A 24,439-nucleotide genomic window follows, 5' to 3' on the forward strand; every position below is an offset into this window, starting at 1 on the left:
ATTCAAATTATATAATTTCATCAGATGCAAGTTCTACGAAGGCTTTCGTAATATTCGTCTTCGTTAGCCTGCCGACGACCTCTAAACCGTCTTGATCTTCAGAAGCTTTTACGACCGGGACACCGTCGATTTGTTTTTGGATTAACGTTTGCGCAATATCAAGAAGATAATCATCTTTAAAGCAATACGTAATATTGGGCATTCTTGTCATAATAATGTTGATCGGAATTGAATTTAAATCCTGGTTTCCCATGCTTGCCCGCAACAAATCCTTTCTCGAAACAACGCCGACGAGATGGGCATCTTTGTTAACAATAAACAATGTACCGACATCTTCAAGAAACATTGTACAAATTGCTTCATAAACGGTTGCCGATTCGCTTACTACGACAGGTATTGAAGCAAATTCGTGAACTTTGATTTTTTTGATTTTTTCAGTTAATAATTGAGAACCGGTCTTCCCAGTATAAAAATAACCGACACGTGGTCTTGCATCTAAATAACCCGCCATTGTTAAAATCGCCAGATCTGGTCTGAGAGTGGCCCGGGTTAACTTCAATTGTTCGGCAATATGTTCGCCGGTGATAGGTCCATTTTCTTTAACAATACGCAATATCGTTTCTTGTCTTTTATTCAGTTCGATCGTTCGCACCACCTTACACAATGAAATGTGTTATACTCTTTACTAAACATTATATACTAATAAGTGGAACAAGCGAAATAACTAGCTTGAAAAAAGTGTTCTTATTCAAGTTTCGATAATTGATCAAGAAAGCGTTTCGATTTGAATGTGATCCCTGTAAATTCTTCAATATAGAGTGATAAAATCATCCGCAGCAGTTTCTTCGTTTCCTTTTTTAAAGAAATGGAGCCAAGCCGGTTTAAATCAAAATGAAAAAAGAGCCTGAGTAACCTGGCCACTTGAGAGGAGATGACTATCCGGTGAGGATCTATTTCAGCACAGCGTTCACAAAGCAGGCCACCTTCCCGGATCGAAAATGAGAATTGTCCCTCCCGGCTTCCGCAATTTGCACATTGGTTCACCTCAGGGCCTACTCCAGCGACTCTAAGCATTTTCATTTCAAAAATAAAAGCGATCACTTCAGGGTCAACTCCTTCATCGACCAATTGCAATGATTGAAGGAGCAATTCAAATAAATACGGATTCCTTTTTTTCTCCTCTGTTACTTTATCAAGAAATTCGAGCATGTACGCACAGTAGGCGGTCTTAAATAAATCTTCCTTCACATGGCGAAATGTAGAAAGAATTTCTCCCTGGCTTAAACTCCCGAGCCCCGAGCCTTTTTGATAAACATATTGTCCATATGTAAATAATTGCACAACAGAAGAGAGGCGACTTTTTGGTTTTTTCGCCCCTCTTGCCATTACACCAATTTTTCCATTTTCTCTTGTAAACATTGTGACAATTAGGTTGGATTCACCGTAATCAATGGTTTTCATCACTATTCCTTCAACTTTTTGCAGCAATATCATCACCACCAGTTTAATGAAGGCAACCTAATTTTACTGAATGGGAGAGTCCGTTTGTACCGAAATATCCGGATCTAATGGATTCCCAGTACCATCCTTTTCAAGTTCTTTAAATAACAAATAGGTATCGATGCTGCCCGTTTCACAAAATACCTTCCAGGTAAATTCTTTCATGGGAATGCTCCACCTTTCTATTTGTTGTCTAACTCTCGTGTTAATAGGTTGACCTTTAATACGGTTTTCATGTGAAGGAAAATTTGACATTTTAATTCAGCGAACAGAAAAGGAAGTTAATAATCATCTTCATTAAAGCCATATTCTCTTAAATTCCTCAGCTTATTTCGCCAATCTGCCTGCACCTTGACAAACAATTCAAGAAAGACACGCGATCCCAATAACGCTTCAATGTCTTTTCTTGCCCGGGCTCCAATTTCTTTTAACATTTTGCCTTGCTTTCCAATAACAATTCCTTTTTGCGAAGAGCGTTCAACAATGATGGTCGCATTGACATAAACGACATCGCTGTCCTTTCGTCTTTCCATTTGTTCAATAACTACCGCAATGGAATGGGGAACTTCTTCTCGTGTTAAATGAAGCACTTTTTCGCGGATTAATTCAGCCGTAATAAATCGTTCCGGATGATCAGTTACCTGGTCTTCCGGATAATATTGCGGACCTTCGTCCAAATAGTGAATAATTTGCTCCATTAATGTATTGACATTATTCCCCTGTGCTGCAGAGATCGGAATCACTTCATCCACATCGACTTTTGAACGGTAGGAATCGATCAACGGAAGTAGCTCATCAGGATGGACAAGATCAATTTTATTAATGACTAAAAAAATCGGTTTGTTCACTTTTTCCAATCGGTCGATAATAAATTGATCTCCTCTGCCATAGCCCTCGTCTGCATTCACAACAAATAATATTAAGTCAACTTCGTTTAATGTTTGTTGAGCGATTTTCGTCATAAAGTCACCTAATCGATGCTTCGGTTTGTGAATGCCTGGTGTATCGATAAAAATGACTTGCGCTTCATCCGTCGTATAAACACCCTGGATTTTGTTTCGCGTCGTCTGTGGCTTATCACTCATAATCGCGATCTTTTGTCCAACAATGTAATTAAGCAAAGTTGACTTTCCAACATTCGGCCTGCCGATAATGGAAACAAAACCTGACTTATACCCTTCTTTCATCATTTTAAATCCTCCGGTGAAAATGCGCCCGGGAGAAGGTCTTTAACCGTTACTTCTTTGACATCTCCATTTAAGTTCGTTAAGAAAACGGTCATCTCTTGAGGACAAAGTTCACTCATCACCTGTCTGCAAGCGCCACATGGAGGAACTGGACGGGGGGTGTCGGCAATGACAGCCATCGCCTTATAATCTTTGTCACCTTCTGAATACGCTTTAAAAAGCGCGGTTCGTTCGGCGCAATTGCACATGCTGTATGCTGCGTTTTCGATGTTCGCCCCGCGGTATACTTTTCCGTCTTTCGTGAGAAGCGCTGCTCCAACTTTAAATTTCGAATAAGGGACATATGCCATCTCTCTAGCACGTTTTGCCTCTTCTATTAGCATTTCCTTATCCATTTTTTGTTTCCACCTTTCGCCAATCCTACAATATTCAGTTTATTTCATTCTGTTTATTAATGGTTCAATAAACAGTAGTACTCCGATTATAACAGCAATTATGGAAAAAACCAAAACTGCGCCTGATGCCGCATCCTTTGCCTCTTTCGCCAGAGGATGATGATGTTTAGCCACCAGGTCAACCACTCGTTCAATTGCGGTGTTAACAAGCTCTAAAGCAAGTACGACGCCAATGACGATAAAAAGCAATAACATTCTAATGGATGAAAAGTCAAGCCAGAATGCTAAAAGAATGGTAATCGTAGCTGCTCCAAGATGAATCCTGAAATTTTGTTCATTTTTATAGGCATAAACAATTCCTTCAAAAGCAAATCCAAAGCTTTTAAGAAATTTAGCGAAAGAAAATTTCATTGTTCTCTTGTTAATCCGTACTCATTTAAAATTTCATCCTGACGGGCAAACATCTTTTTTTCATCGGATTCGTTCATATGATCATAGCCTATCAGATGTAAAAATCCATGAACAGCTAAAAACCCGAGCTCGCGCATGATTGAATGGCCATATTCCGCAGCCTGCCTTTTAGCAGTTTCAACCGATATAATGATATCTCCAAGCATTCGCGGCAAGTCTGCGCCGATAATCTCAACTTCATCCTCCACCATTTCTTCTAATGCAAATGAAATAACGTCTGTCGGTTGGTCTTTATGGCGATATTCTTTATTGATTTCTTGTATTTTCTCATCCGTTACAAATGTTACGGAAAGCTCGGCATCGCCTGCAATCCCTTCCATCCGAGCGGCTATATCAAACAGCTCTCTAAGTGTGTGTAGTTGCTCTTCAGAAATTAAGTTTGTTTCATCGGTAAAATCAATTTGTAGTGCCATTGTTACTCCACCTTTTTCTTTCCTTCTTCTGGATATTCAATTCGTGAATGGAAAATGCCCTGTAATGTTTCGCATAAGGCTCTGGCTACCGTATCCAGCTCTTTTAATGTTAAATCACATTCATCAAATTGCCCATCTTCCAGCCTGTCCGTTATAATTTTCCGGATAATGCTTTCAATTTTAACCGGTGTCGGTTTGGAAAGCGAACGAACAGCCGCTTCCACACTATCCGCAATTCCAACGACAGCTGCTTCTTTCGTTTGCGCTTTCGGGCCCGGATAACGGAAATCCGATTCAGGAATTTCTTTTTCACTTTGTTGCTCTGCTTTATGGTAAAAAAACTTTAATAACGTTGTTCCGTGGTGCTGCTCCGCGATATCAATAATTTCTTTCGGTATTTTATATTTTTTTAACATTTCTGCGCCGTCATAAGGATGTGCAATAATAATTGTCTTGCTTAATTGCGGAGCGATTTTATCATGAGGATTTTCCATGTTCATCTGGTTTTCAATAAAAAAATGCGGCCGCTTCGTTTTGCCTACATCATGATAGTACGATCCAACCCTGGCAAGAAGACCGTTGGCGCCTATTGATTCGCACGCTGCTTCTGAAAGATTTGCGACCATAACACTATGATGATACGTCCCCGGCGCTTCTGTTAATATTTTTCTCAATAAAGGATGATTTGGGTTGGATAACTCGATCAATTTCGTCGGCGATAAAATGCTAAACCAGGATTCCATTACCGGCATAAAGCCAAGCGTTAAAATGGAAGCTAAAAAGCCTGATAAAATCGCAAAAGCAACGTCTATCCCCACTTGAATGAGTGAATACTTCCCGTTTTGCAATAGCAAAATAATGGCGATCGACAATATGTTCACTAAAGCGACAAATAAGCCGGCTTTGACGATTTTTGCTTTCTGATGCCGCTTGCCGAGATAAATGACACCCGCAACGCCACTTAATGCCACATATAAGCACATCGTAAAATTAAACGTGCCGGATGTGCTTTCATTAAAAATAAGGGCTGCACAAATTCCCAAAACTAAACTTGTAATGATTGCGACATGTTCGTCAAGAAGGATTTTAATCATCATCGTCCCACAGGCGATCGGAACGACATAATAAATTCCGGACACATCCATTTTTTCTGTTAAGCTTACAAGTTTCATCAACAAAAGCGAGAAAACAAATAACATCGTATATATAGTAAGGCTTGCCTGTTTTTTCTGATCGCTTAAATGATCCTTTGTTAAATAATATAAACCGCTGACGATAACAATAACAAAAATGAGCAATCCAATATATGGATAAACCGATAAATCTTTATCAAGCAGACCAACTAATTTTAACTGTTTAAATATTTCAGGAGTAATGACTTCTCCTTCGCGAACAATAATTTCCCCTTCTTTTATCTCAACCGGGTCAACATCATCAATTGCCTTTTGCCTTGCAATTCTCGTTTTTTCAGCATCAAAGACATAATTTGGAACGATCGCCGCTCTTGTTAGTTCAATAACAGCATTTTTTAATGCGCCTGAAAAGTTTGTATTCTGGCGAATCTTTTCTTCCGCCCTTTCCCGATACAGTCCTACCTCGTCCACTTTAATTTTATTGCTCATCGTGTCATTTATAACAGAACTTGTTAAATCTTTTGCCGTTTCCAATTCATTTGGCGTAGCATTAAATAGCGCCTTGAACGCTTCCGGCGACACCTCGTCAAAATTGACCATCCCTTTTAATTGGTCAATCTTTTCATCAAGTGTTAACGCATCTTTTTTATTCGTTTTCTTATCAGATTCTTCATTTATTTTTTGAATGGTTTTAAAAATATCGATTGTTTTTTCTGCCTGCTGAAGGGCATTATCTTCTTTATACGTATATCGGTTCTCTACTTTTTCCGCGGCTTCATTTTGCTTTTTTAGCGTTTCCTCTTTCATCTCAATCCGGATGGGGGATTGAATATCGCGGGGAGAAATGGAATACATGTCAACATTGACTGTATTTGGCGTTACATTGCTTAAAAGAAGAAGATAAAGTACGACGGCCACCAAACCAAATAATATGCTATTCAAATTCAATTTTGGTTTTGATTTCAATATTGGTTTCAGCCGTTTCAAAATCGGTTCCTCCTTTGCGGTACCATATTTATATGTATATTAACAAAATATGGACAAATAAGATACCGTAAAACTTGCCTTTCAATAGAATGGACCTCAAAAAATGAGGTCCATTCTTACCGTTCCTTTTCATCATATGCCGTAATAATACGCTGTACAAGCGGATGGCGCACAACATCCAATTCTTTTAAATAAATAAAGTCTACGCCCTGTACGGATTGAAGTGTTCTCTCGGCAACTTTTAAGCCGGACTCTTTTCCTTTAGGCAAATCAATTTGCGTTAAATCACCGGTAATCACCATTTTGGAACCGAAACCTAAGCGAGTGACAAACATTTTTATTTGTTCTGGAGTCGTATTTTGCGCCTCGTCCAAAATGACGAAACTATCGTTTAACGTACGCCCTCTCATATAGGCAAGCGGAGCAATTTCAATAGTACCTCGCTCGATTAAACGCTCCGTATGTTCGACGCCAAATAGGTCGTGAAGGGCGTCATATAAAGGTCTGAGATAAGGGTCCACCTTCTCTTTCAGGTCTCCCGGCAAAAAGCCGAGGCTTTCCCCCGCTTCAACGGCAGGGCGTGTTAAGACAATTCGCTTTATACTACCTTCTTTCAATGCGCTAACTGCCATAACCACGGCTAAGAAGGTTTTTCCCGTTCCTGCAGGCCCTATTCCAAACACGAGATCATATTTCTTCATCGAAGATACATAATGACGCTGACCCAACGTTTTAATCCGGATCGGTTTCCCTTTTACATTTGTTGCAATTTCTTCTTCATACAATTCCGTTAAGACAGAGAGCATATTTCTTTCGGCTAAATTTAGCGCATAAACAATATCTCGTTCTGAAAGATGAATTCCGCGACGCACAAGAACGAGAAGGGCAGCCAGCACTTCTTCAACTACCTGTACCGATTCAGGATTTCCCGTTACCGAAACAGCCTCTCCTCTCGTGACGATCGTCACATGAAGGACGTCTTCAATGATTTTCAAATGCGCATCATTTGGACCGAATAACGAAAGTGCCTCATTTTGATTTTCTAGTTGTAATGATTGCAATTTAATTGGTTCTGACAAACTATTCATTCTCCTTGCTGGATGTTATAGGTTGTTCAGATGCAATATTTTCTATAACCTGGTAGTGCATCGATAAATTAACTTTACCATTCGAAACCGAGACTTGCAAAATATTTTCCCCAATTATTTTTGCATCATCAGGCAATTTTTTTTGCAATTCCTTTTTCGCCATCGTTTTTCCTACTGAAATGGCTTCATTTTTCGTATATATTCGTTTCACTCCATCGGTCTCACGAATATCTTTTTTGACGTAAGCGATCGGCAGCTCCCATTTAATAAACCGAAACGGAGTTTTATTTTCTTCCGTTTTGCTATGTTTAAAATTCCCGTTAGAAAGTCCCCAGACCGGAACTTTCAAACCGAAAATAGAAACATAATGCCTTTTCTTGCTATCTCCTGTATACGTCTTAAAATTAGTTTCTAACGGAACCGTTACATGGACGACGTGCCACGTCTCACCAAGGACAGTCCCTTCAGCAGGAACGAGTTTTTCCTCCCCTTCTTTTCCGATAAATCCTGATACTAATGTTTGTCCTTTTTGAACATAATCGTTTGGCGAAACAAGAGGCTGTCCTCTTTTCACAAAAATATCATGAATGATTGCTTTCTTTTTCGCGATTAAATTTCTTGGTTTGAGCCGTTTTGCCTTCTCAGGTATTTCTTTCTCCGCTACTTGAAATTGATAGGTCGTCCCTTTTTGGGTCACACCAATCCATGTGACATTATCCATTTTATCCGTCAGTTTTTGCTGAATTTGCCTGCTATTAGGCAAGAGAAAAATGAATTGCCCTTTTTTAATGCCTAGCTCAGCGGCAGCTTTTCGTAACTCGAACTCTGTTTTAGGATCTGCACCAGTTACATTTATATTCCATACCATGTTTGACAATAGGAAAATAATTAGAATAAAGCCTGCAAGTCCAAGCAAAAAACCATTTCGCCTCCAAAGGCGGAGAAGAAAAAACGGGGACCCTCTTTTTTTAAGGAAACGGATTTTGCACTTTTTCTGTTTAAGCAGTTGTTTCACCTGTTTTATATCCCGTACGAAAATATTAGCCGTCATTGAATAATCATCTTTTCGCTCAATTTCCCAAATTGGAATGTCCCGCGCGACGCATTCATTGATAATGCTTTCCCCGTGTTCTCCAATGATTCCAATTTTCACATACCCATAGATCGGCTCAATCGGGAATTTTTTCATATTGGCCTCCTGTATTACTTCGTCTTTTTTTGAGCAGGATCTTTGTTGTTTAATTCTTCATAATAAACACCATCGATCTTCCCTTCGAGCAGTATTTCTTCAGGCAAGATCGTTTTAATGACAAAATCATTACCTTTTACGATTAATACTCCATTGATTAAATTAAGCCGCAGCTCCTCTTTTGAGAATGCCTTTACCCCTCTATGATTCTCAATATAAATATGGAGCTGGCCGATCATCGTAATACGAGGCAGATCCATCACGATATCAGCAGGAAGTTCTAATTTTTGCATCATCCATTTCGATACTTGTTGCCGCCATTTCACCATTTGCGAACCCCCTCTCATCTCATTTTTATGAATGGTTGAGTTAAACTATCACTTTACAAACGAAAAAATCGAAATGGATCTTATTTCCCATTTCGATTTTTTCGTTTACTTATTTTTTCGATATGCTTTTGGCTTCCCTACTATTTCTGCCCAGATGATTGCTTCACGGACGTTTTTCGGATCAATTTGAATCGATGGAACAAGAATTTCTTCACTTCGATCGGTATAGCGTTCCCTCATCTCGCCTATTCCCGTTGCTTCTAATGCTTCCTTTTTCAATGAAGCGCGATGAGGGTCATGATCTGCATTTGTAATCATGCTTACTTCATCATGGATATGGGCATGGTGGTCAATCGTTTTTGTTTTTTGTTTTATTTTATAGTTCGGATGACGTGTTGGGCTTTTCTTTCTTTTCTCCCGCAAAGTGCCTGTCTTGCTGCGTTCATTTGCCGTGCTATCTTGAAACCATTTTTTTATAAAGCTGAAAATACCGGCAAGGATAACGATGATGAAAGGAATAAAATGATCCAAAAGGTCAAACACTCTTTCCATCCATTGATCGATATTCATATGCTTTATTTCCTTCCAGGTGTATCATCCGTATTTTTTGGATCGGTGGATTTGCTGATGGCATCTCTCATTGTTGTATCAGCCATAATATTTTTTAAATTCATATAATCCATTACACCCAACTTCCCGGAACGAAGCGCTTCTGCATAAGCTAACGGCACTTCTGCTTCTGCTTCCACCACCTTTGCCCTCATCTCCTGTACTTTCGCTTTCATTTCTTGTTCTGTCGCAACAGCCATCGCCCTTCGCTCTTCCGCTTTTGCTTGTGCAATGTTTTTATCCGCTAATGCCTGATCGGTTTGCAATTCAGCCCCAATATTTTTTCCAATATCAATATCGGCGATGTCGATTGATAAAATTTCAAACGCCGTTCCGGAATCAAGTCCTTTTGCAAGTACTGTTTGAGAAATGGTATCTGGATTTTCCAATACGGTTTTATGGCTATCTGAGCTGCCAATCGTGCTTACAATTCCTTCACCGACACGGGCAATGACGGTTTCTTCGCCCGCACCTCCAACAAGTCGGTCAATATTTGCCCGTACTGTAATTCTTGCTTTTGCCTTTACTTCAATTCCATTAATCGCTACACCGGCAATAAACGGAGTTTCAATGACTTTTGGATTTACGCTCATTTGAACGGCTTCTAAAACATTCCGGCCAGCTAAGTCGATTGCAGCCGCCCTCTCAAAAGAAAGTTCAATATTTGCGCGATGTGCGGCAATTAACGCATTAACAACGCGATCGACATTCCCTCCTGCGAGATAATGGCTCTCAAGCTGGTTCGTACTTAAATCAAGCCCCGCTTTCACCGCTTTAATTAATGGATTAATAACACGTGATGGAATGACACGGCGAAGCCTCATCCCGACTAATGTAAAGATTCCGACACGTACGCCTGCTGCTAATGCAGAGATCCAGAGCATTACAGGCACAAAAGTAAAAAGAATAATTAATGCGATAATGATCAGTCCGATTATTAATAGTGTTGCAATTGAACCCGGTTCCATTTTTTATTCCTCCTCTTCTTTTTGTTCACGGACAACAATCCGAGAACCTTCCACTTTAATAATTTCAACGACAATCCCTTTTCGAATATAGCTTCCTTCTGTCACCACATCCAGGCGTTCCTGGCCCATCGTTATCGTGCCAGCCGGTCTTAAGTCCGTTATGGCAACACCGCATTTCCCGATGAGTTCAATCCGGCTTTCATTTGAAACATAACCCTTTTCATTTGTTGTTCTATCATACAATACCATTTTTTTAAGAGGGCCATTGTATCCGAAAGTTTTATAAAATAAATAAGAACCTATTGCCGTCACACAAAGGGCAATGAATAATGCAATGAGGATGGTCGTGAGCGATCCAGCCGCCATGACAAGTCCTGTGATTACAGAAATAAGGCCAATCATCCCTACCATTCCCCCGGGCAGAAACACTTCTAGAGCAAGCAATATTAAACCGACTCCGAAAAAAATGAACGATTCCCACCCGGCAAGCCCTTTTAGAGCGTGTCCGAAAAAAAATAAAAATAGTGATGATAGGCCGATAAACCCTGGAATGCCAAAACCGGACGTAAACAATTCAAGAACGAGACCAAGACAGCCTAACGATAATAAAACCGTAACAACGATCGGATGAGTGACAAATTCGGCGATCTCGTTATTGAAATGGACAAAGCCACCGTCTGTCATTTCCGATATACCTATGTACACAAACAGAAGACAAACGAAGAAACATAAAAGAATGAGCCCTCTCCACTTTTTCATTTATTTTCCCTCCTTTCCAATTCATTATATATTACGAAAGAAATGTTAAACAGTTTCATTTTTTGTTGGAATCATATTACTTCGTTTCCTGAACAAATTAAAAACGCCTTGATGGGCTAAGCCCTTCAAGGCGTTGTTCACATTTAAGATAAATATTGTTGGACGAGGCGATTGACTTCGGCGCCGTCTGCCTTGCCTTTTACTTTAGGCATTAAAGCACCCATGACTTTCCCCATATCGCTACGCGCAGTAGCTCCAACTTCTTGAATCGTTGCAGAAATAATGTCTTTCAGTTCGTCTTCCGATAACTGCTCAGGCATATATTCTGTTAATACAGCAATTTCTTGCTTTGCACCGGCAGCGAGATCATCCCGGCCGGCTTTTTCAAATTCATGGAGGGAGTCTTTTCTTTGTTTCATTTCGCGTGTAAGGACAGTGAGCTCTTCTTCCGGATTCAATTCATGTCCCAATTTAATGGATTCGTTTTGAAGAGAAGCCTTCAACATTCGAATCACGGATAGTTTTTGCTTATTTTTGTCCTTCATCGCTTGTTTCATATCTTGATTGAGTTGTTCAAGAAGACTCATAAAACCTACACCCTCTCTTAGAACTTGCGCTTTCTTGCTGCCTCAGCCTTTTTCTTACGCTTCACGCTTGGCTTTTCGTAATGCTTGCGCTTTTTAATTTCAGCCAACGTTCCCTCTTTGGAAACGGATCTTTTGAAACGACGAAGAGCATCATCAATGGATTCGTTCTTGCGAACACGGGTTTCTGCCATTCTCTTTCCCTCCCTCCAGACCACCTTAACAATAAATCATGTTAAGAATGCGTCACATATCTTTTGCAATTATAATATAACAACTGTTTGTGGTCAACTTAATTTGGAAGACTTCGAGGGAATATTAGGACGTACGAATTCATTAATAGCTAGAATCGGACTCTTCTCCTTTGACAATCGAAACTCCGGCGCTTGCACCGATTCTCGTTGCCCCGGCCTCAATCATGGCCAATGTAGTTTCACGATTACGTATTCCGCCAGAAGCTTTCACACCGATGTCAGGACCGACTGTTTTTCGCATTAATCGAATATCTTTGACTGTTGCTCCTCCTGAAGAAAAGCCTGTTGACGTTTTGACAAAGTCGATCCCTGCGCCTGCAGCAATTTCACACGCTTTAACCTTTTCATCATCGGTTAAAAGAGAGGTTTCAATGATTGCTTTTGTTAATGCTTTCCCTTTTGCGGCTTCAACTACCGCACGAATATCTTCTTCAACGAGATCATAATTTTTGTCCTTCAAAGCGCCGATATTAATAACCATATCAACCTCAGTTGCACCGTTCTCAATCGCATTTTTCGTTTCAAACGCTTTCACTTCAGGAGTCGTTGCGCCGAGCGGAAATCCGATTACAGTACAAACAGCTACGCCCGTCCCTTTTAATTGCTCAGAAGCTGTTTTAACCCATGTCGGATTAACACATACTGAAAAAAAGTGATGTTCTGCTGCCTCCTGGCAAAGCGTTATAATTTGCTCCTTTGTTGTTTCTGGTTTAAGTGCAGTATGATCGATCATTCGGGCGATATTTAAATTCGACATAGTTCCCATCCTTTTCATTCAATTAGTTGTCAGACCTCTCACAAGTATTGTATCAAAAGACAGATACAAAAAAAAGTCCGGTAAACCCGGACTTTTTATGCATTAGCAGCTTGCTTCAAATAATCCTCATCGACTACTTTTACAAATTGTCCCTCATTATAAGGGTACCCTGCTTTCGTAATTTTTACCTTTACAATTTTCCCGATCATATCCTCTGTTGCCGGGAATTTGACTTTTAAATAATTTGGCGTATAACCGACATACAATCCAGTATTTGGCTCATCTTTATATTCTTCTTCCGGAATGACTTCGACAACTTCATTTTCATAATGTGAAGCATATTCTTTCGCCAATTGATCAGATAGAGCGATTAAACGGTGCACGCGCTCATTCTTAACGTCTTCCGGCACCTGGTTTTCCATACGCGCGGCCGGAGTTCCCGTTCGTTTCGAATACGGGAAGACGTGAAGCTCGGAAAATTTATGATCACGTATAAAATTATATGTCTCCATAAATTCTTCTTCCGTTTCTCCCGGGAATCCGACAATCACGTCAGAAGTAACGGCAAGCCCGGGCAATGCTTCTTTTAACCGGTTTAAACGTTCTGCAAACATTTCCATCGTATATTTGCGGCGCATACGCTCAAGAACTGTATTCGAGCCGGATTGAAGCGGGATGTGAAGATGCGGAACGATTTTTTCAGATCGATTCATCACCTCGATCACTTCTTCCGTAATCTGGCTTGCTTCAATGGAAGAAATGCGGAGTCGTTTAAGGCCTGCGACTTTTTCATCAAGATCGGATAAAAGTTTAGCGAAGCTATAATCTTTCATATCTTCGCCATAACCGGCCGTATGAATGCCTGTAAGAACAATTTCTTTATACCCGGCATCTACTAATTGCTGCGCCTGCTTAATAACTTCCTCCGGCTGGCGGGAGCGCAAGAGTCCCCTTGCCCACGGTATAATGCAAAATGTGCAGAAATTGTTGCAGCCTTCCTGGATTTTTAGCGATGCCCGTGTGCGGTCAGTAAACTGAGGCACATCAAGTTCTTCATAAACGCGGGCTTTCATAATATTGCTTACCCCATTAATCGGCAGACGCTCCTGTTTAAATTGCTCAATATAGGCTAACATTTTGGAGCGGTCCTGTGTTCCAACAACAATATCTACTCCGGGAATGGCCATAACTTCCGCTGGTGAAGTCTGGGCATAACAACCCGTTACACAAATAACGGCATCCGGATTTTTTCGGATCGCACGTCGAATGACCTGGCGGCTTTTTTTATCCCCTGTATTGGTTACTGTACAAGTGTTGATAACATAGACGTCTGCCATATTTTCAAAGTCCGTTCGTTCATAGCCTGCATTTTGAAACAGCTGCCAAATAGCTTCCGTCTCATAATGATTGACTTTACAGCCAAGTGTATGAAAAGCAACGAGTGGCATAATGATCACCCCATTAGTTCAAAATGATAAGATAATGCTGATAATAAATATAAACTTGCTGTTTCTGTCCGTAAAATGCGGGGGCCTAATCCGCATGCAATAAAGCCGCTCTCGCGAAGTGCCTGCACTTCATTGTCGGTCAGCCCCCCTTCAGGTCCAATCACACAAAGTAGTGATTGCCCCTTTTTTGCGGCATTTAATGTTTTATGAAGCTGTCTAGTCTCACCTGTTTTTGCCTCTTCTTCATAAGCAACGATTTTTATATCATACCTTTGTGCGTCCTTCAGCAATTGTTGAAATGAAACTGGCAAGAGCACGTCAGGAATGAAGCTGCGATGAGATTGTTCGGCTGCTTCTTTCGCTATCTTTTGCAGCCTTGCCGTCTTTTTCTCACCTTTTTTTTCATCCCATTTTACAATACACCTTGTTGATGAAAATGGCAAAAAGCTACTGGCTCCGAGTTCCGTTCCTTTTTGAACGATGAAGTCGAGCTTGTCCCCTTTTGGCAACCCTTGAGCGATAGTGACGGAAATAGGAAGTTCCGATATTTGCTCAATCTCCGAAAGTATCCGGGCATTGACAACTTCCCGGTTTATGTTTGCAATCTCGCACAGTACTGCCGGCGACTTACCGTCACTGCATATGATTTTATCACCAATTGACATTCGCATTACTTTTTCAATATGGTTTGCATCATCGCCGGCAATCGTGACGAAAGTGTCACTCTTTTGTTCAGGTTTAACGAAATAACGCTGCAAAACCCCCACCGCCTAAATCGATCGCTTTTCATTTCTTGCAATAAACGCTACCCAATCTTCCATCTCCAGCGTTTCTACAATTGAAAAGCCACTATTTATAAGTTCTTCTCTCACTTCATGCTTTTTCCCCTGTATGATTCCTGAAGTAATAAATAATCCGCCTTTTTTAAGCACCCTTGCCGCATCTTGAACAAAGCGAAGAATGATTTCAGCCAGCAAATTCCCGACAATCATGTCTACGGGTCCGTCAATATTGTTCAATAAATTGTTTTGCCCGACTTCAACGCGGTCTTGTGCCTTATTTAATTTCACATTTAACCTGGCGCTATTGACGGCAACTTCGTCCAGGTCATATGCCTTTACCTTGCTTGCGCCCAAGTTTGCGGCAGCGATACTTAATACTCCAGACCCCGTGCCAACATCAATGACCGTATCTCCATTTTTAATATACTTTTCAATGGCCTGAAGGCACATGACCGTCGTGGGATGTGTCCCTGTTCCAAAAGCCATTCCCGGATCAAGTTCAATAATCACTTCATCCGAGCTGACAGGTGTATAATCTTCCCACGTAGGGGTAATCGTAATCTTTTCGGAAATCTTGACAGGTTTATAATATTTCTTCCAGGCAGTTGCCCACTCTTCTTCATTCACTTCGCTAATTGTTACTTTGTTAAATCCAAGATCAATGTCATAAAGCACTAAATTATTGATAGATGCTTTAATTTCCTCAACTGTTTCCCCTAAAAAGCTTGTTACCGGCAAATAAGCTTTAACGATGACCCCTTCTTCAGGATAATCATTAGGGTCGAGTTGATAGATTTCCCCAAAAACAGATTCTCTGTCTTTAACGAGGTCCTGTGGGTCTTCAATAACGACTCCGCTTGCACCCGCTTCATGCAATATGTTAGATACCGGCTCAACCGCTTCTTGTGTCGTATGAATACTAATTTCAGACCATTTCATATCTATCAACTCCACTCCTAATTTCGTTATTCGCCCTTAAATGCTCTTTTTACTTTATCAAAGAAGGATTCCGTCTGTTCATCCGGAACCGAACCGCTTATATCCGCAAAGTCACGCAATAATTGTTTTTGTTTCTCGGTTAATCTTGTCGGTGTGATGACTTTCACTTGAATATGCTGATCTCCCTGACCTCGTCCGTGAACGTTTTTAATTCCTTTTCCTTTTAAACGGAAATTTGTTCCAGTTTGCGTCCCGGCAGGAATTTTCAATTTAATCTTTCCATATAATGTTGGAACTTCAATCTCATCTCCAAGCGCCGCCTGCGCAAACGTTAACGGCATTTCACAGTATATGTCATCCCCGTCTCGTTCAAAAAATTCGTGCGGAGCAACTTTGAAGACGACATATAAATCTCCAGGAGGACCTCCGTTCACACCCGGCTCTCCGTGCCCTGCCATTCGAATTTGTTGGCCAGTATCGACGCCAGCTGGAATTTTAATGCTAATCTTTTTCGTCTTTTTCACTTTTCCAGTGCCATGGCAAGTCATACATTTCTCTTTAATGATTTTTCCTTTTCCACTGCAATAATGACAAACACGGAGATTTACAATTCGGCCAAACGGCGTATTTTGTTCCACGTTTAATTGTCCCGATCCACCGCAATGGCTACACGTTTCCGGTTTCGTTCCCGGCCTGGCTCCCGTTCCATGACATGTATCACAATCTTCCTCTTTCGGAATGCTGATTTCCGTCTCTTTGCCAAAAACAGCTTCTTCAAATTCTAGCCTCATGGAGTACTGAAGATCTGCTCCCTGTCTTGGCGCATTCGGATTTCGTCTACCTCCTCCGCCAAAAAACATGTCGAAAATATCGCCGAAACCGCCAAAATCCCCGGCACCCGCACCAAATCCTTGATTTGGATCCGTATGGCCAAACTGGTCATAATGCGCCTTTTTCTGAGGATCGCTTAACGTTTCATACGCTTCTTTCACTTCTTTAAATTTTGCTTCCGCATCCGGTTCTTTATTAACATCCGGGTGGTATTGCCGAGCTAATTTCCGGTATGCTTTTTTTATCTCGTCTGCGGAGGCACCTTTCGTTAAACCGAGCACTTCATAGTAATCTCGTTTACTCATCCATTCCACTCCCGACTATTCACATAAAAATTATCATATCATTTTCACTTATCACGATGCAAGATGCGACAACGATTCGTAACATGTCATTATTTGTAAAACATAAGTGATAATCATTAAAAAAGTCAAAGCCAAGAAACCGCCTGACTTTGACTTTCTTTTTTAAAAGAAAACTTATTTTTTATCGTTATCGTCTACTTCTTCATATTCAGCATCTACAACATTGTCGCCGGCTTTTTTTCCTTCTTCCGCTCCGTTTTGCTGCGCGGCACCGGCTGCCTGGGCGGCTTGTTCATAAAGCTTAACGGAAAGTTGTTGCACAATTTCATTTAATGCATTTTTCTTATTTTTAATATCTTCGATATCTTTTCCTTCAAGCGCTTTTTTCAGCTCTTCTTTCGCATCGTTCGCTTTTTTGACTTCCGCATCGTCAACTTTTCCTTCAAGTTCTTTTAACGTTTTCTCCGTTGCGAAAATCAATTGATCCGATTCGTTGCGGAGATCCACTTCTTCACGGCGCTTTTTATCCGCTTCTGCGTTTAATTCAGCGTCTTTCACCATACGTTCAATTTCTTCTTCTGAAAGTCCTGAAGAAGATTTAATCGTAATCGATTGTTCTTTATTCGTTCCAAGATCTTTTGCGCGAACATTAACAATGCCGTTTGCGTCAATATCAAAGGAAACTTCAATTTGCGGAACCCCGCGAGGTGCTGGCGGAATATCGGATAATTGGAAGCGTCCAAGCGTTTTATTATCCGCAGCCATTTCACGTTCCCCTTGAAGTACATGGATATCAACCGATGTTTGGTTGTCAGCGGCTGTGGAGAAAATTTGTGATTTCGATGTTGGAATGGTTGTATTTCTTTCAATTAATTTAGTGAATACACCACCCATTGTTTCAATCCCAAGTGAAAGCGGGGTAACATCAAGCAAGACAACGTCCTTCACATCACCTGCGAGCACTCCGCCCTGGATGGCTGCTCCAAGTGCCACAACTTCATCAGGGTTTACACCTTTATGAGGTTCCTTACCTATAAATTTCTTGATCGCTTCTTGAACAGCAGGAATACGGGTAGAACCGCCGACTAAGATGACTTTGTCGATGTCACTTGGCGATAAACCAGCATCATTTAACGCCTGACGAGTCGGTCCCATCGTACGCTCAACTAAATGAGAAGATAATTCTTCAAATTTTGCGCGGGAAAGCGTTAACTCAAGATGCTTCGGCCCGGTTGCATCCGCCGTGATGAACGGTAATGAAATTTGCGTCTGAGAAACGCCGGAAAGGTCTTTTTTCGCTTTTTCCGCAGCATCCTTAAGTCGTTGCAACGCCATTTTATCTTGCGATAAATCAATGCCATTTTCTTTTTTAAATTGATCCACTAAATAATCAATAATCACCTGGTCAAAATCATCGCCGCCAAGTTGGTTGTCCCCCGAAGTTGCTTTTACTTCAAAGAAGCCGTCGCCAAGTTCAAGGATAGAAACGTCAAATGTTCCGCCCCCAAGGTCAAATACTAGAATTGTTTGATCTTCGCCTTTTTCAAGTCCATATGCAAGGGCAGCAGCAGTCGGTTCGTTCACGATGCGTTCTACTTTCAATCCGGCAATCGTACCCGCATCTTTAGTCGCTTGACGCTGAGCATCATTGAAATATGCAGGAACCGTAATAACGGCACGATCTACTTTTTCACCAAGATAGCTTTCCGCATCGGATTTTAACTTTTGCAAAATGATGGCGGAAATTTCTTGAGGTGTGTATTCTTTTCCATCTACATTTACTTTATAGTTTGTTCCCATGTGACGTTTAATGGAAATGATTGTATTCGGGTTCGTTACCGCCTGACGTTTTGCAACTTCACCTACAGTACGATCCCCATCTTTGAATGCTACGACGGAAGGTGTTGTCCGGTTCCCTTCAGGGTTCGGGATAACAACAGCTTCACCGCCTTCCATTACAGCTACACATGAGTTTGTTGTACCTAAATCTATACCAATAATTCTAGACATGCCTTTTTCCCTCCAAGTCAATATGTAGTGCTGTTCTTCAATTGCCTTTTAACTGCTTACTTTTACCATCGACGGCCGTATCACGCGATCCTTTAGCATATAACCTTTTTGAAGCTCTTCCACTACCGTGTTAGCTTCATGTTCATTACTTTCGACCTGCATAACAGCCTGATGAAGGTTCGGGTCAAATGCTGCTCCCACTGCTTGAATTTCTTCAAGGCCTTCACTTTTAAGCGCCTCTTTAAGCTGCCTATATACCATTTCCATTCCCTGCAGGAGCGTTTTAGTTTGATCTTGACCGGCATCTACGTTCAGCGCTCTTTCGAAGTTATCTAAAGCAGGCAAAATTTGTTCAATTAAGCTTTGCGATTTATATTTGAGCTGTTTCGCATTTTCTTCCCGTGTTCGTCTACGGAAGTTTTCATAGTCTGCTTGAATACGAAGCATCCGCTGAGTCGTTTCCTCAAGCTGCTGCTCTAGCTGATTAATTTTCTGCTGTTCTTCAGAAAGTTCTTCTTCCTTTTCTTCCTGGACAGCTGATTCAACTTCTTCCGACACCTCTATTTCTTGTTCCGATTCAACGTTATCGGTTTGGGTCGTTTCCTCAGACACTAACTGTTCATCCAATTCTTTCTTTTCCATTGTTGTCACCTCCCTAAAAGGAATGAATAGCCGAGGCGAATGTAATATCCACCCCGAATTTAGTTATACTGATCGCTAAATGCTTTGGAGAATTCGTTAGCAAGCGTATCAATTAAACTGATGACACGTTTATATTCCATTCGTGTGGGACCAATTAACGAAATCGAACCGACATGATTTCCGCCGACTGAATAAGATGCTTTTATAATACTGCAATTTTGTATCGCTTCAATCTTATTCTCATGACCGATCGTAACAATGACTCCGTCAGTATCAGAAGAAATTAATCGTTCAACGATCGTCTTTTCTTCTAATGCTTCCAGGAGGCTCTTTACTTTATCAACATCGCGAAATTCGGGCTGTGATAAAATTTTTGTTTTTCCGCCATAAAAAATTTTATCCTTTTTGCCCCATTTCATAATGCCGTCAAGAACTTTTCCGATTTTCTCATAATTCGTCAAATGGTTTTTAAACACCACAGCTAATTCGTGATGGATTTTTGAGCTTAACTCTGAAAGCGGAACCCCGCTTAACCGCTCATTCAAAATATTGACGAGTTTTTCAATTTCATTTAGTTCGATTCCTTCAGGCAAAGTGAATTGCCGGTTTTCCACATGTCCGGTGCTCGTGACAAATATCGCGACCGCAGAATGCGTCGTTAATGGAATAATTTGCATATGTTTCAACGTTGTTTCGAGCGCTTCCGGGCCGAGAATAATCGACGTATAATTCGTCATTTCCGATAATATTTTGGCTGATTGTTCAAAGATTTTTTCCGTATCTTCCACTTTTTTATTAAATAGTAACCGCATCTTTTGCACATCAACTGGTGATAAAGCCGGTGGAGGAAGCAGATGGTCGACATAAAACCGATACCCTTTTTCTGACGGAATTCTTCCTGAAGAAGTATGGGGTTTCTCAAGAAATCCCATCTCCTCTAAATCAGCCAATTCATTTCGAATCGTGGCCGGACTATAAGGAATATCATCGCGTTTAGAAATTGTTCTTGAACCAATGGGCTCAACGTGTTGAATATAGTCATCAATTAATACTTGAAGAATATACAATTGTCTTTCTGATAACATCCCTCCACCTCCCTTTGTTAGCACTCTTTAACTCTGAGTGCTAAATCTATTATAAAGTTACCAACCTGAAATCAAATTGTCAATGATTTAGGCATGATGAAAATTCCTCTCACGATTCCAACGTTATAAATTCCTGAAATACTTCATTCCCGAGAAATACTCCTTTTTTTGTCAACGCAATTGTGTCGCCTTCTTTTTTAAGCAAGCCTCTTTGCATTAAAGAATGGATGGGCTGCTTAAAGATTTCAAACATCGATTTTCCATATCTTCTTTTGAATGTTGAGTCAGACACGCCTGCTATTTTTCTCAGGCCCATAAACAACTCCTCTTCCATTTTTTCTTGAAAGCTCACTTTATGGCTCTCTATATAAGGAAATCCAGTTTCCTCAATTAATGCCATATATTTTTTCAGCGGACCTGCATTGACTTTGCGCTCGCCTTCAACATAGCTATGGGCACCAGCACCGATCCCATAATACTCGTTATTATTCCAGTATTGGAGATTATGCTTGCTTTCATAACCTGGACGGGCAAAATTGCTGATTTCATATTGATGATACCCATTTTGCTGCATTTTATGAATTAACAGTTTGTACATTTCGGCTTCTTGTTCTTCGGTTGGAAGCGGCAAATTTCCATTTCTGAACCGGTTATAAAAGACTGTTTTCTTTTCTATTTGCAATGAATACGCAGAAAAATGAGGGATCTGAAGTGAAAATGCGATGTCCAGCGTTTCATTTAACATATCAACCGTTTGATTCGGCAACCCGAACATTATATCAAGCGAAATGTTTTCAATCCCGGTTTCCTTCGCATTTTTAATCGTCGCAAATACATCTTCTTGCCGGTGCGTTCTTCCAAGTTCTTTCAACAATGATGTTTGGAACGCCTGCACCCCTATACTTAATCGATTGACGCCGTATTTTTTCATGATTTCAAGTTTCTTTTTCGTCGTTTGCTCCGGATTTGCTTCTACTGTAAATTCCGCTAATTTAGATGTTATAAAGTGGTTTTTAACCGATTGCAAAAAGTATTCTAATTGTTTCTCATCCAACGCAGTAGGTGTGCCTCCGCCGACAAAAATGGTCTCAATAAAGTCATAAGGGTACTTTTTTACCGTATTCTTCATTTCCATTTCCATGATTTCTAAATACCGAGCAACCGGCTGACCTTGTAAAAAAACTTTATTAAAATCACAATAATGACAAATATTCACACAAAACGGAATATGGAGATAAACCGCTTCTGGCATTGTTCTCCCTCTTTTCCTGCTATGATTTATAAAAGACCGCTAAGCAATCGCGGTCTTTTTCATCCGATTATTCAATTATCATCGTCCATGCGTAAAACGGCCATAAACGCTTCCTGAGGGACATCGACACGGCCAATCGTTTTCATCCGCTTCTTACCTTCCTTTTGCTTTTCAAGCAACTTGCGTTTACGCGAAATATCTCCACCGTAGCATTTGGCAAGGACATTTTTCCTGAGCGCTTTAATGGTAGACCGGGCAATAATCTTATTCCCGATTGCCGCTTGAACAGGCACTTCAAATTGCTGACGCGGTATAAGCTCTTTTAATTTTTCAACGACTACTTTCCCTCTCTCGTAAGCAAAATCTTTGTGAACAATCACCGAGAGTGCATCAATCTTTTCTCCATTTAGCAAAATATCCATTTTAACAAGCTTCGAAGGCTTATACCCGATAAGTTCATAATCTAATGAAGCATATCCTTTTGTATTAGACTTCAATTGGTCAAAAAAATCATAAACGATTTCTGATAGCGGAATTTCGTAAATAACATTGACGCGATTGTTTTCCAAATAATCCATCGTTAAAAAGTTTCCGCGCTTTTTCTGGCATATTTCCATGATCGTTCCAACGTAATCATTTGGTGTCATAATAGATGCCTTGACATAAGGTTCTTCCACGCGCTGGATAAGCTGTGATTCCGGCATATTGGCAGGGTTGTCTACAATAATATCTTCCCCGCTGGTCAAATTCACCTTATAAATTACGCTTGGTGCGGTCGCAATCAATTCAATATTAAATTCCCGTTCGATCCGTTCTTGAATAATTTCCATGTGAAGAAGCCCTAAAAATCCACAACGGAATCCAAAGCCGAGCGCCTGCGATGTTTCCGGTTCATATTGCAGGGCAGAATCATTTAAGACAAGACGTTCAAGAGCTTCCCTCAAGTCATTATATTTTGCCGTATCGACTGGGTATAGACCGCAATAAACCATCGGATTCATTTTGCGATAGCCAGGAAGCGGTTCTGTTGCCGGGTTTTTCGAGCTTGTAATCGTGTCCCCGACCTGAGTGTCGCTTACGTTTTTGATTGATGCTGTTAAAAATCCAACATCCCCAACGGTCAAGAAATCTTTCTGTACTGCTTTTGGCGTGAAAACGCCGAGTTCCACTACTTCAAATTCTTTGCCAGTTGCCATCATCCTGATTTTGTCTCCTACACGGACGGTCCCTTCTGCTATCCGAATATACGTTACTACCCCGCGATAAGGATCATAAAGAGAATCAAAAATAAGGGCCTTCAGCGGGCCGTCCGGGTCGCCTGTTGGCGCTGGCACTTTTTCAACAATTTGCTCTAAAATTTCTTCAATCCCGATTCCCGCTTTCGCAGAAGCTAAAACCGCATCTGATGCATCAAGACCGATCACGTCTTCAATTTCCTGGCGAACACGTTCCGGCTCAGCACTTGGAAGATCTATTTTATTAATGACCGGTACGATTTCAAGGTCATTTTCTAAAGCCAGGTAGACATTGGCAAGCGTTTGTGCCTCGATACCCTGGGCCGCATCTACAACAAGCAGTGCTCCTTCACAAGCGGCAAGGCTTCGCGACACTTCGTACGTAAAATCAACATGTCCCGGGGTGTCGATTAAATGAAAAATATAAGTTTCCCCGTCTTTCGCTTTATAATTTAATTGAACAGCATTTAATTTAATCGTTATTCCGCGCTCACGCTCAAGATCCATCGAATCTAAAAGCTGTTCTTTCATTTCCCGCTGTGATAACGCGCTTGTTTGTTCAAGAATCCGGTCTGCAAGCGTGGATTTCCCATGGTCAATGTGTGCGATAATGGAAAAATTCCGAATACGCGATTGCCGGGCTAATTTTTCTTCTCGATTCATTCGATTCACTCCTACAATTAGTGCGTGTTTAAAAAGTTAGCTCCTTCGAGATCATAATGCTTTATATTCCCGGACTTTTTAAACAACCACATTTAAGCAAAGTACTACTGGCATTGATTATAGCAATACCCCCGTTCTTATTCAATCATAAAAAAGTCATTCCCCTTGTCCGGGAAATGACCTTATAATACCGAGTCAAAGGCGAATTCGAATAGAGTAACAATCAATGAAACAACGCCTTTAACGAGTGCACTAACCGCATTTGAAATTTTTTCGCCAATGCTCGAGAAAAAATTATATGAATGCAGTTTTTCAAGTTTTTTTTGTTTTTCTTCCAGTTCGTGGCTTGAAATATTTTTCCCTAGCACTTCCGCTTCCATTTTTCCGTCTTTTTTTTCGATCGTCAAAGCGTCCATTTCGCTTGTGCTTCCTTTTAAATGCTTTATTCCCTCATTCGCTTTTTGCATACCTAATAGGACACCAAATAACAGTATGGATGTCAGCATAAAGCAAATCATCATAAATTTAATCATCGCGACTACCCTCACTTTATTGGGTTGTACAACAGTATTACTCTTACCTTATGCAACGCTTGTCCAATTATGACTTAAGAAAAACGCTGAG

At 40.7% G+C, this 24,439-nt stretch carries 27 protein-coding genes; all 27 read right to left on the minus strand.

The features are described 5' to 3' along the window. Positions 1 to 7: 7 nt before the first annotated feature. Positions 8 to 655, minus strand: a complete 648-nt coding sequence (gene ccpN / locus H538_RS0103140) for a transcriptional regulator CcpN (protein WP_026676340.1) — start codon at positions 653 to 655, stop codon at positions 8 to 10. An 89-nt stretch (positions 656 to 744) separates the two neighbouring features. Continuing rightward, on the minus strand, positions 745 to 1,488 hold the full coding sequence (gene recO, locus H538_RS0103145; RefSeq protein ID WP_026676341.1) for a DNA repair protein RecO: 744 nt from the start codon (positions 1,486 to 1,488) through the stop codon (positions 745 to 747). Between the two features lie 36 nt (positions 1,489 to 1,524). Next, positions 1,525 to 1,665, minus strand: a complete 141-nt coding sequence (locus H538_RS25375; RefSeq protein WP_081412563.1) for a YqzL family protein — start codon at positions 1,663 to 1,665, stop codon at positions 1,525 to 1,527. A gap of 116 nt (positions 1,666 to 1,781) precedes the next feature. Further along, complete coding sequence (gene era / locus H538_RS0103155; RefSeq protein ID WP_026676342.1) at positions 1,782 to 2,690, minus strand: GTPase Era; 909 nt, start codon at positions 2,688 to 2,690, stop codon at positions 1,782 to 1,784. Further along, entirely contained in the window at positions 2,687 to 3,082 is a 396-nt protein-coding gene (locus H538_RS0103160) for a cytidine deaminase (RefSeq protein WP_026676343.1), read from the minus strand. Before H538_RS0103160 ends, era begins: the two co-directional genes overlap by 4 nt. Before the next feature lie 39 nt (positions 3,083 to 3,121). After that, a complete protein-coding gene (locus H538_RS0103165; protein WP_026676344.1) occupies positions 3,122 to 3,493 on the minus strand; it encodes a diacylglycerol kinase family protein in 372 nt (123 codons plus the stop codon). Next, positions 3,490 to 3,966 (minus strand): rRNA maturation RNase YbeY, encoded by a 477-nt coding sequence (gene ybeY / locus H538_RS0103170; RefSeq protein WP_026676345.1) that lies wholly within the window; start codon positions 3,964 to 3,966, stop codon positions 3,490 to 3,492. Before ybeY ends, H538_RS0103165 begins: the two co-directional genes overlap by 4 nt. A 2-nt stretch (positions 3,967 to 3,968) precedes the next feature. After that, complete coding sequence (locus tag H538_RS0103175; RefSeq protein ID WP_026676346.1) at positions 3,969 to 6,089, minus strand: HD family phosphohydrolase; 2,121 nt, start codon at positions 6,087 to 6,089, stop codon at positions 3,969 to 3,971. 113 nt (positions 6,090 to 6,202) lie between these two features. Beyond that, positions 6,203 to 7,165: a PhoH family protein gene (locus H538_RS0103180; protein ID WP_026676347.1), complete on the minus strand. Its 963-nt coding sequence runs from the start codon at positions 7,163 to 7,165 to the stop codon at positions 6,203 to 6,205. Between the two features lies 1 nt (position 7,166). Continuing rightward, positions 7,167 to 8,363, minus strand: coding sequence for a sporulation protein YqfD (gene yqfD / locus H538_RS0103185; protein WP_026676348.1), 1,197 nt, complete (start codon positions 8,361 to 8,363; stop codon positions 7,167 to 7,169). 14 nt (positions 8,364 to 8,377) lie between these two features. Beyond that, a complete protein-coding gene (gene yqfC / locus H538_RS0103190; RefSeq protein WP_026676349.1) occupies positions 8,378 to 8,692 on the minus strand; it encodes a sporulation protein YqfC in 315 nt (104 codons plus the stop codon). 105 nt (positions 8,693 to 8,797) lie between these two features. Beyond that, positions 8,798 to 9,262: a hypothetical protein gene (locus H538_RS0103195; RefSeq protein WP_026676350.1), complete on the minus strand. Its 465-nt coding sequence runs from the start codon at positions 9,260 to 9,262 to the stop codon at positions 8,798 to 8,800. A 5-nt stretch (positions 9,263 to 9,267) separates the two neighbouring features. Beyond that, a complete protein-coding gene (floA, locus tag H538_RS0103200; protein ID WP_026676351.1) occupies positions 9,268 to 10,269 on the minus strand; it encodes a flotillin-like protein FloA in 1,002 nt (333 codons plus the stop codon). Positions 10,270 to 10,272: 3 nt separating this feature from the next. After that, on the minus strand, positions 10,273 to 11,028 hold the full coding sequence (locus H538_RS22980; RefSeq protein ID WP_035349990.1) for an NfeD family protein: 756 nt from the start codon (positions 11,026 to 11,028) through the stop codon (positions 10,273 to 10,275). Between the two features lie 143 nt (positions 11,029 to 11,171). Further along, on the minus strand, positions 11,172 to 11,615 hold the full coding sequence (locus tag H538_RS0103210; RefSeq protein WP_026676352.1) for a GatB/YqeY domain-containing protein: 444 nt from the start codon (positions 11,613 to 11,615) through the stop codon (positions 11,172 to 11,174). A gap of 17 nt (positions 11,616 to 11,632) precedes the next feature. Beyond that, on the minus strand, positions 11,633 to 11,806 hold the full coding sequence (rpsU, locus tag H538_RS0103215) for a 30S ribosomal protein S21 (protein WP_026676353.1): 174 nt from the start codon (positions 11,804 to 11,806) through the stop codon (positions 11,633 to 11,635). Between the two features lie 142 nt (positions 11,807 to 11,948). After that, a complete protein-coding gene (deoC, locus tag H538_RS0103220) occupies positions 11,949 to 12,623 on the minus strand; it encodes a deoxyribose-phosphate aldolase (RefSeq protein ID WP_026676354.1) in 675 nt (224 codons plus the stop codon). A gap of 95 nt (positions 12,624 to 12,718) precedes the next feature. Further along, on the minus strand, positions 12,719 to 14,071 hold the full coding sequence (mtaB, locus tag H538_RS0103225; protein WP_026676355.1) for a tRNA (N(6)-L-threonylcarbamoyladenosine(37)-C(2))-methylthiotransferase MtaB: 1,353 nt from the start codon (positions 14,069 to 14,071) through the stop codon (positions 12,719 to 12,721). Between the two features lie 5 nt (positions 14,072 to 14,076). Beyond that, positions 14,077 to 14,829 (minus strand): 16S rRNA (uracil(1498)-N(3))-methyltransferase, encoded by a 753-nt coding sequence (locus H538_RS0103230; protein WP_026676356.1) that lies wholly within the window; start codon positions 14,827 to 14,829, stop codon positions 14,077 to 14,079. A 12-nt stretch (positions 14,830 to 14,841) separates the two neighbouring features. Continuing rightward, positions 14,842 to 15,792, minus strand: a complete 951-nt coding sequence (gene prmA / locus H538_RS0103235) for a 50S ribosomal protein L11 methyltransferase (RefSeq protein ID WP_026676357.1) — start codon at positions 15,790 to 15,792, stop codon at positions 14,842 to 14,844. A 26-nt stretch (positions 15,793 to 15,818) separates the two neighbouring features. Beyond that, the gene (dnaJ, locus tag H538_RS0103240) at positions 15,819 to 16,928 is read right to left on the minus strand and encodes a molecular chaperone DnaJ (protein ID WP_026676358.1); all 1,110 of its coding nucleotides are present in this window, start codon (positions 16,926 to 16,928) and stop codon (positions 15,819 to 15,821) included. A gap of 174 nt (positions 16,929 to 17,102) precedes the next feature. Further along, complete coding sequence (gene dnaK / locus H538_RS0103245) at positions 17,103 to 18,938, minus strand: molecular chaperone DnaK (protein WP_026676359.1); 1,836 nt, start codon at positions 18,936 to 18,938, stop codon at positions 17,103 to 17,105. A 48-nt stretch (positions 18,939 to 18,986) separates the two neighbouring features. Next, entirely contained in the window at positions 18,987 to 19,580 is a 594-nt protein-coding gene (gene grpE / locus H538_RS0103250; RefSeq protein WP_081412564.1) for a nucleotide exchange factor GrpE, read from the minus strand. A gap of 59 nt (positions 19,581 to 19,639) precedes the next feature. Beyond that, the gene (gene hrcA, locus H538_RS0103255; RefSeq protein ID WP_026676361.1) at positions 19,640 to 20,665 is read right to left on the minus strand and encodes a heat-inducible transcriptional repressor HrcA; all 1,026 of its coding nucleotides are present in this window, start codon (positions 20,663 to 20,665) and stop codon (positions 19,640 to 19,642) included. A gap of 109 nt (positions 20,666 to 20,774) precedes the next feature. Further along, positions 20,775 to 21,917, minus strand: a complete 1,143-nt coding sequence (gene hemW / locus H538_RS0103260; protein WP_026676362.1) for a radical SAM family heme chaperone HemW — start codon at positions 21,915 to 21,917, stop codon at positions 20,775 to 20,777. Between the two features lie 71 nt (positions 21,918 to 21,988). Continuing rightward, a complete protein-coding gene (gene lepA, locus H538_RS0103265; RefSeq protein WP_026676363.1) occupies positions 21,989 to 23,815 on the minus strand; it encodes a translation elongation factor 4 in 1,827 nt (608 codons plus the stop codon). Positions 23,816 to 23,997: 182 nt separating this feature from the next. After that, positions 23,998 to 24,348, minus strand: coding sequence for a DUF3679 domain-containing protein (locus tag H538_RS22985; RefSeq protein ID WP_051291240.1), 351 nt, complete (start codon positions 24,346 to 24,348; stop codon positions 23,998 to 24,000). Positions 24,349 to 24,439: the final 91 nt, after the last annotated feature.

Origin of the sequence: Fictibacillus gelatini DSM 15865 (assembly GCF_000430745.1) — a bacterium.
In the GTDB taxonomy this organism is placed as follows: Bacteria; Bacillota; Bacilli; order Bacillales; family Fictibacillaceae; genus Fictibacillus_A; species Fictibacillus_A gelatini.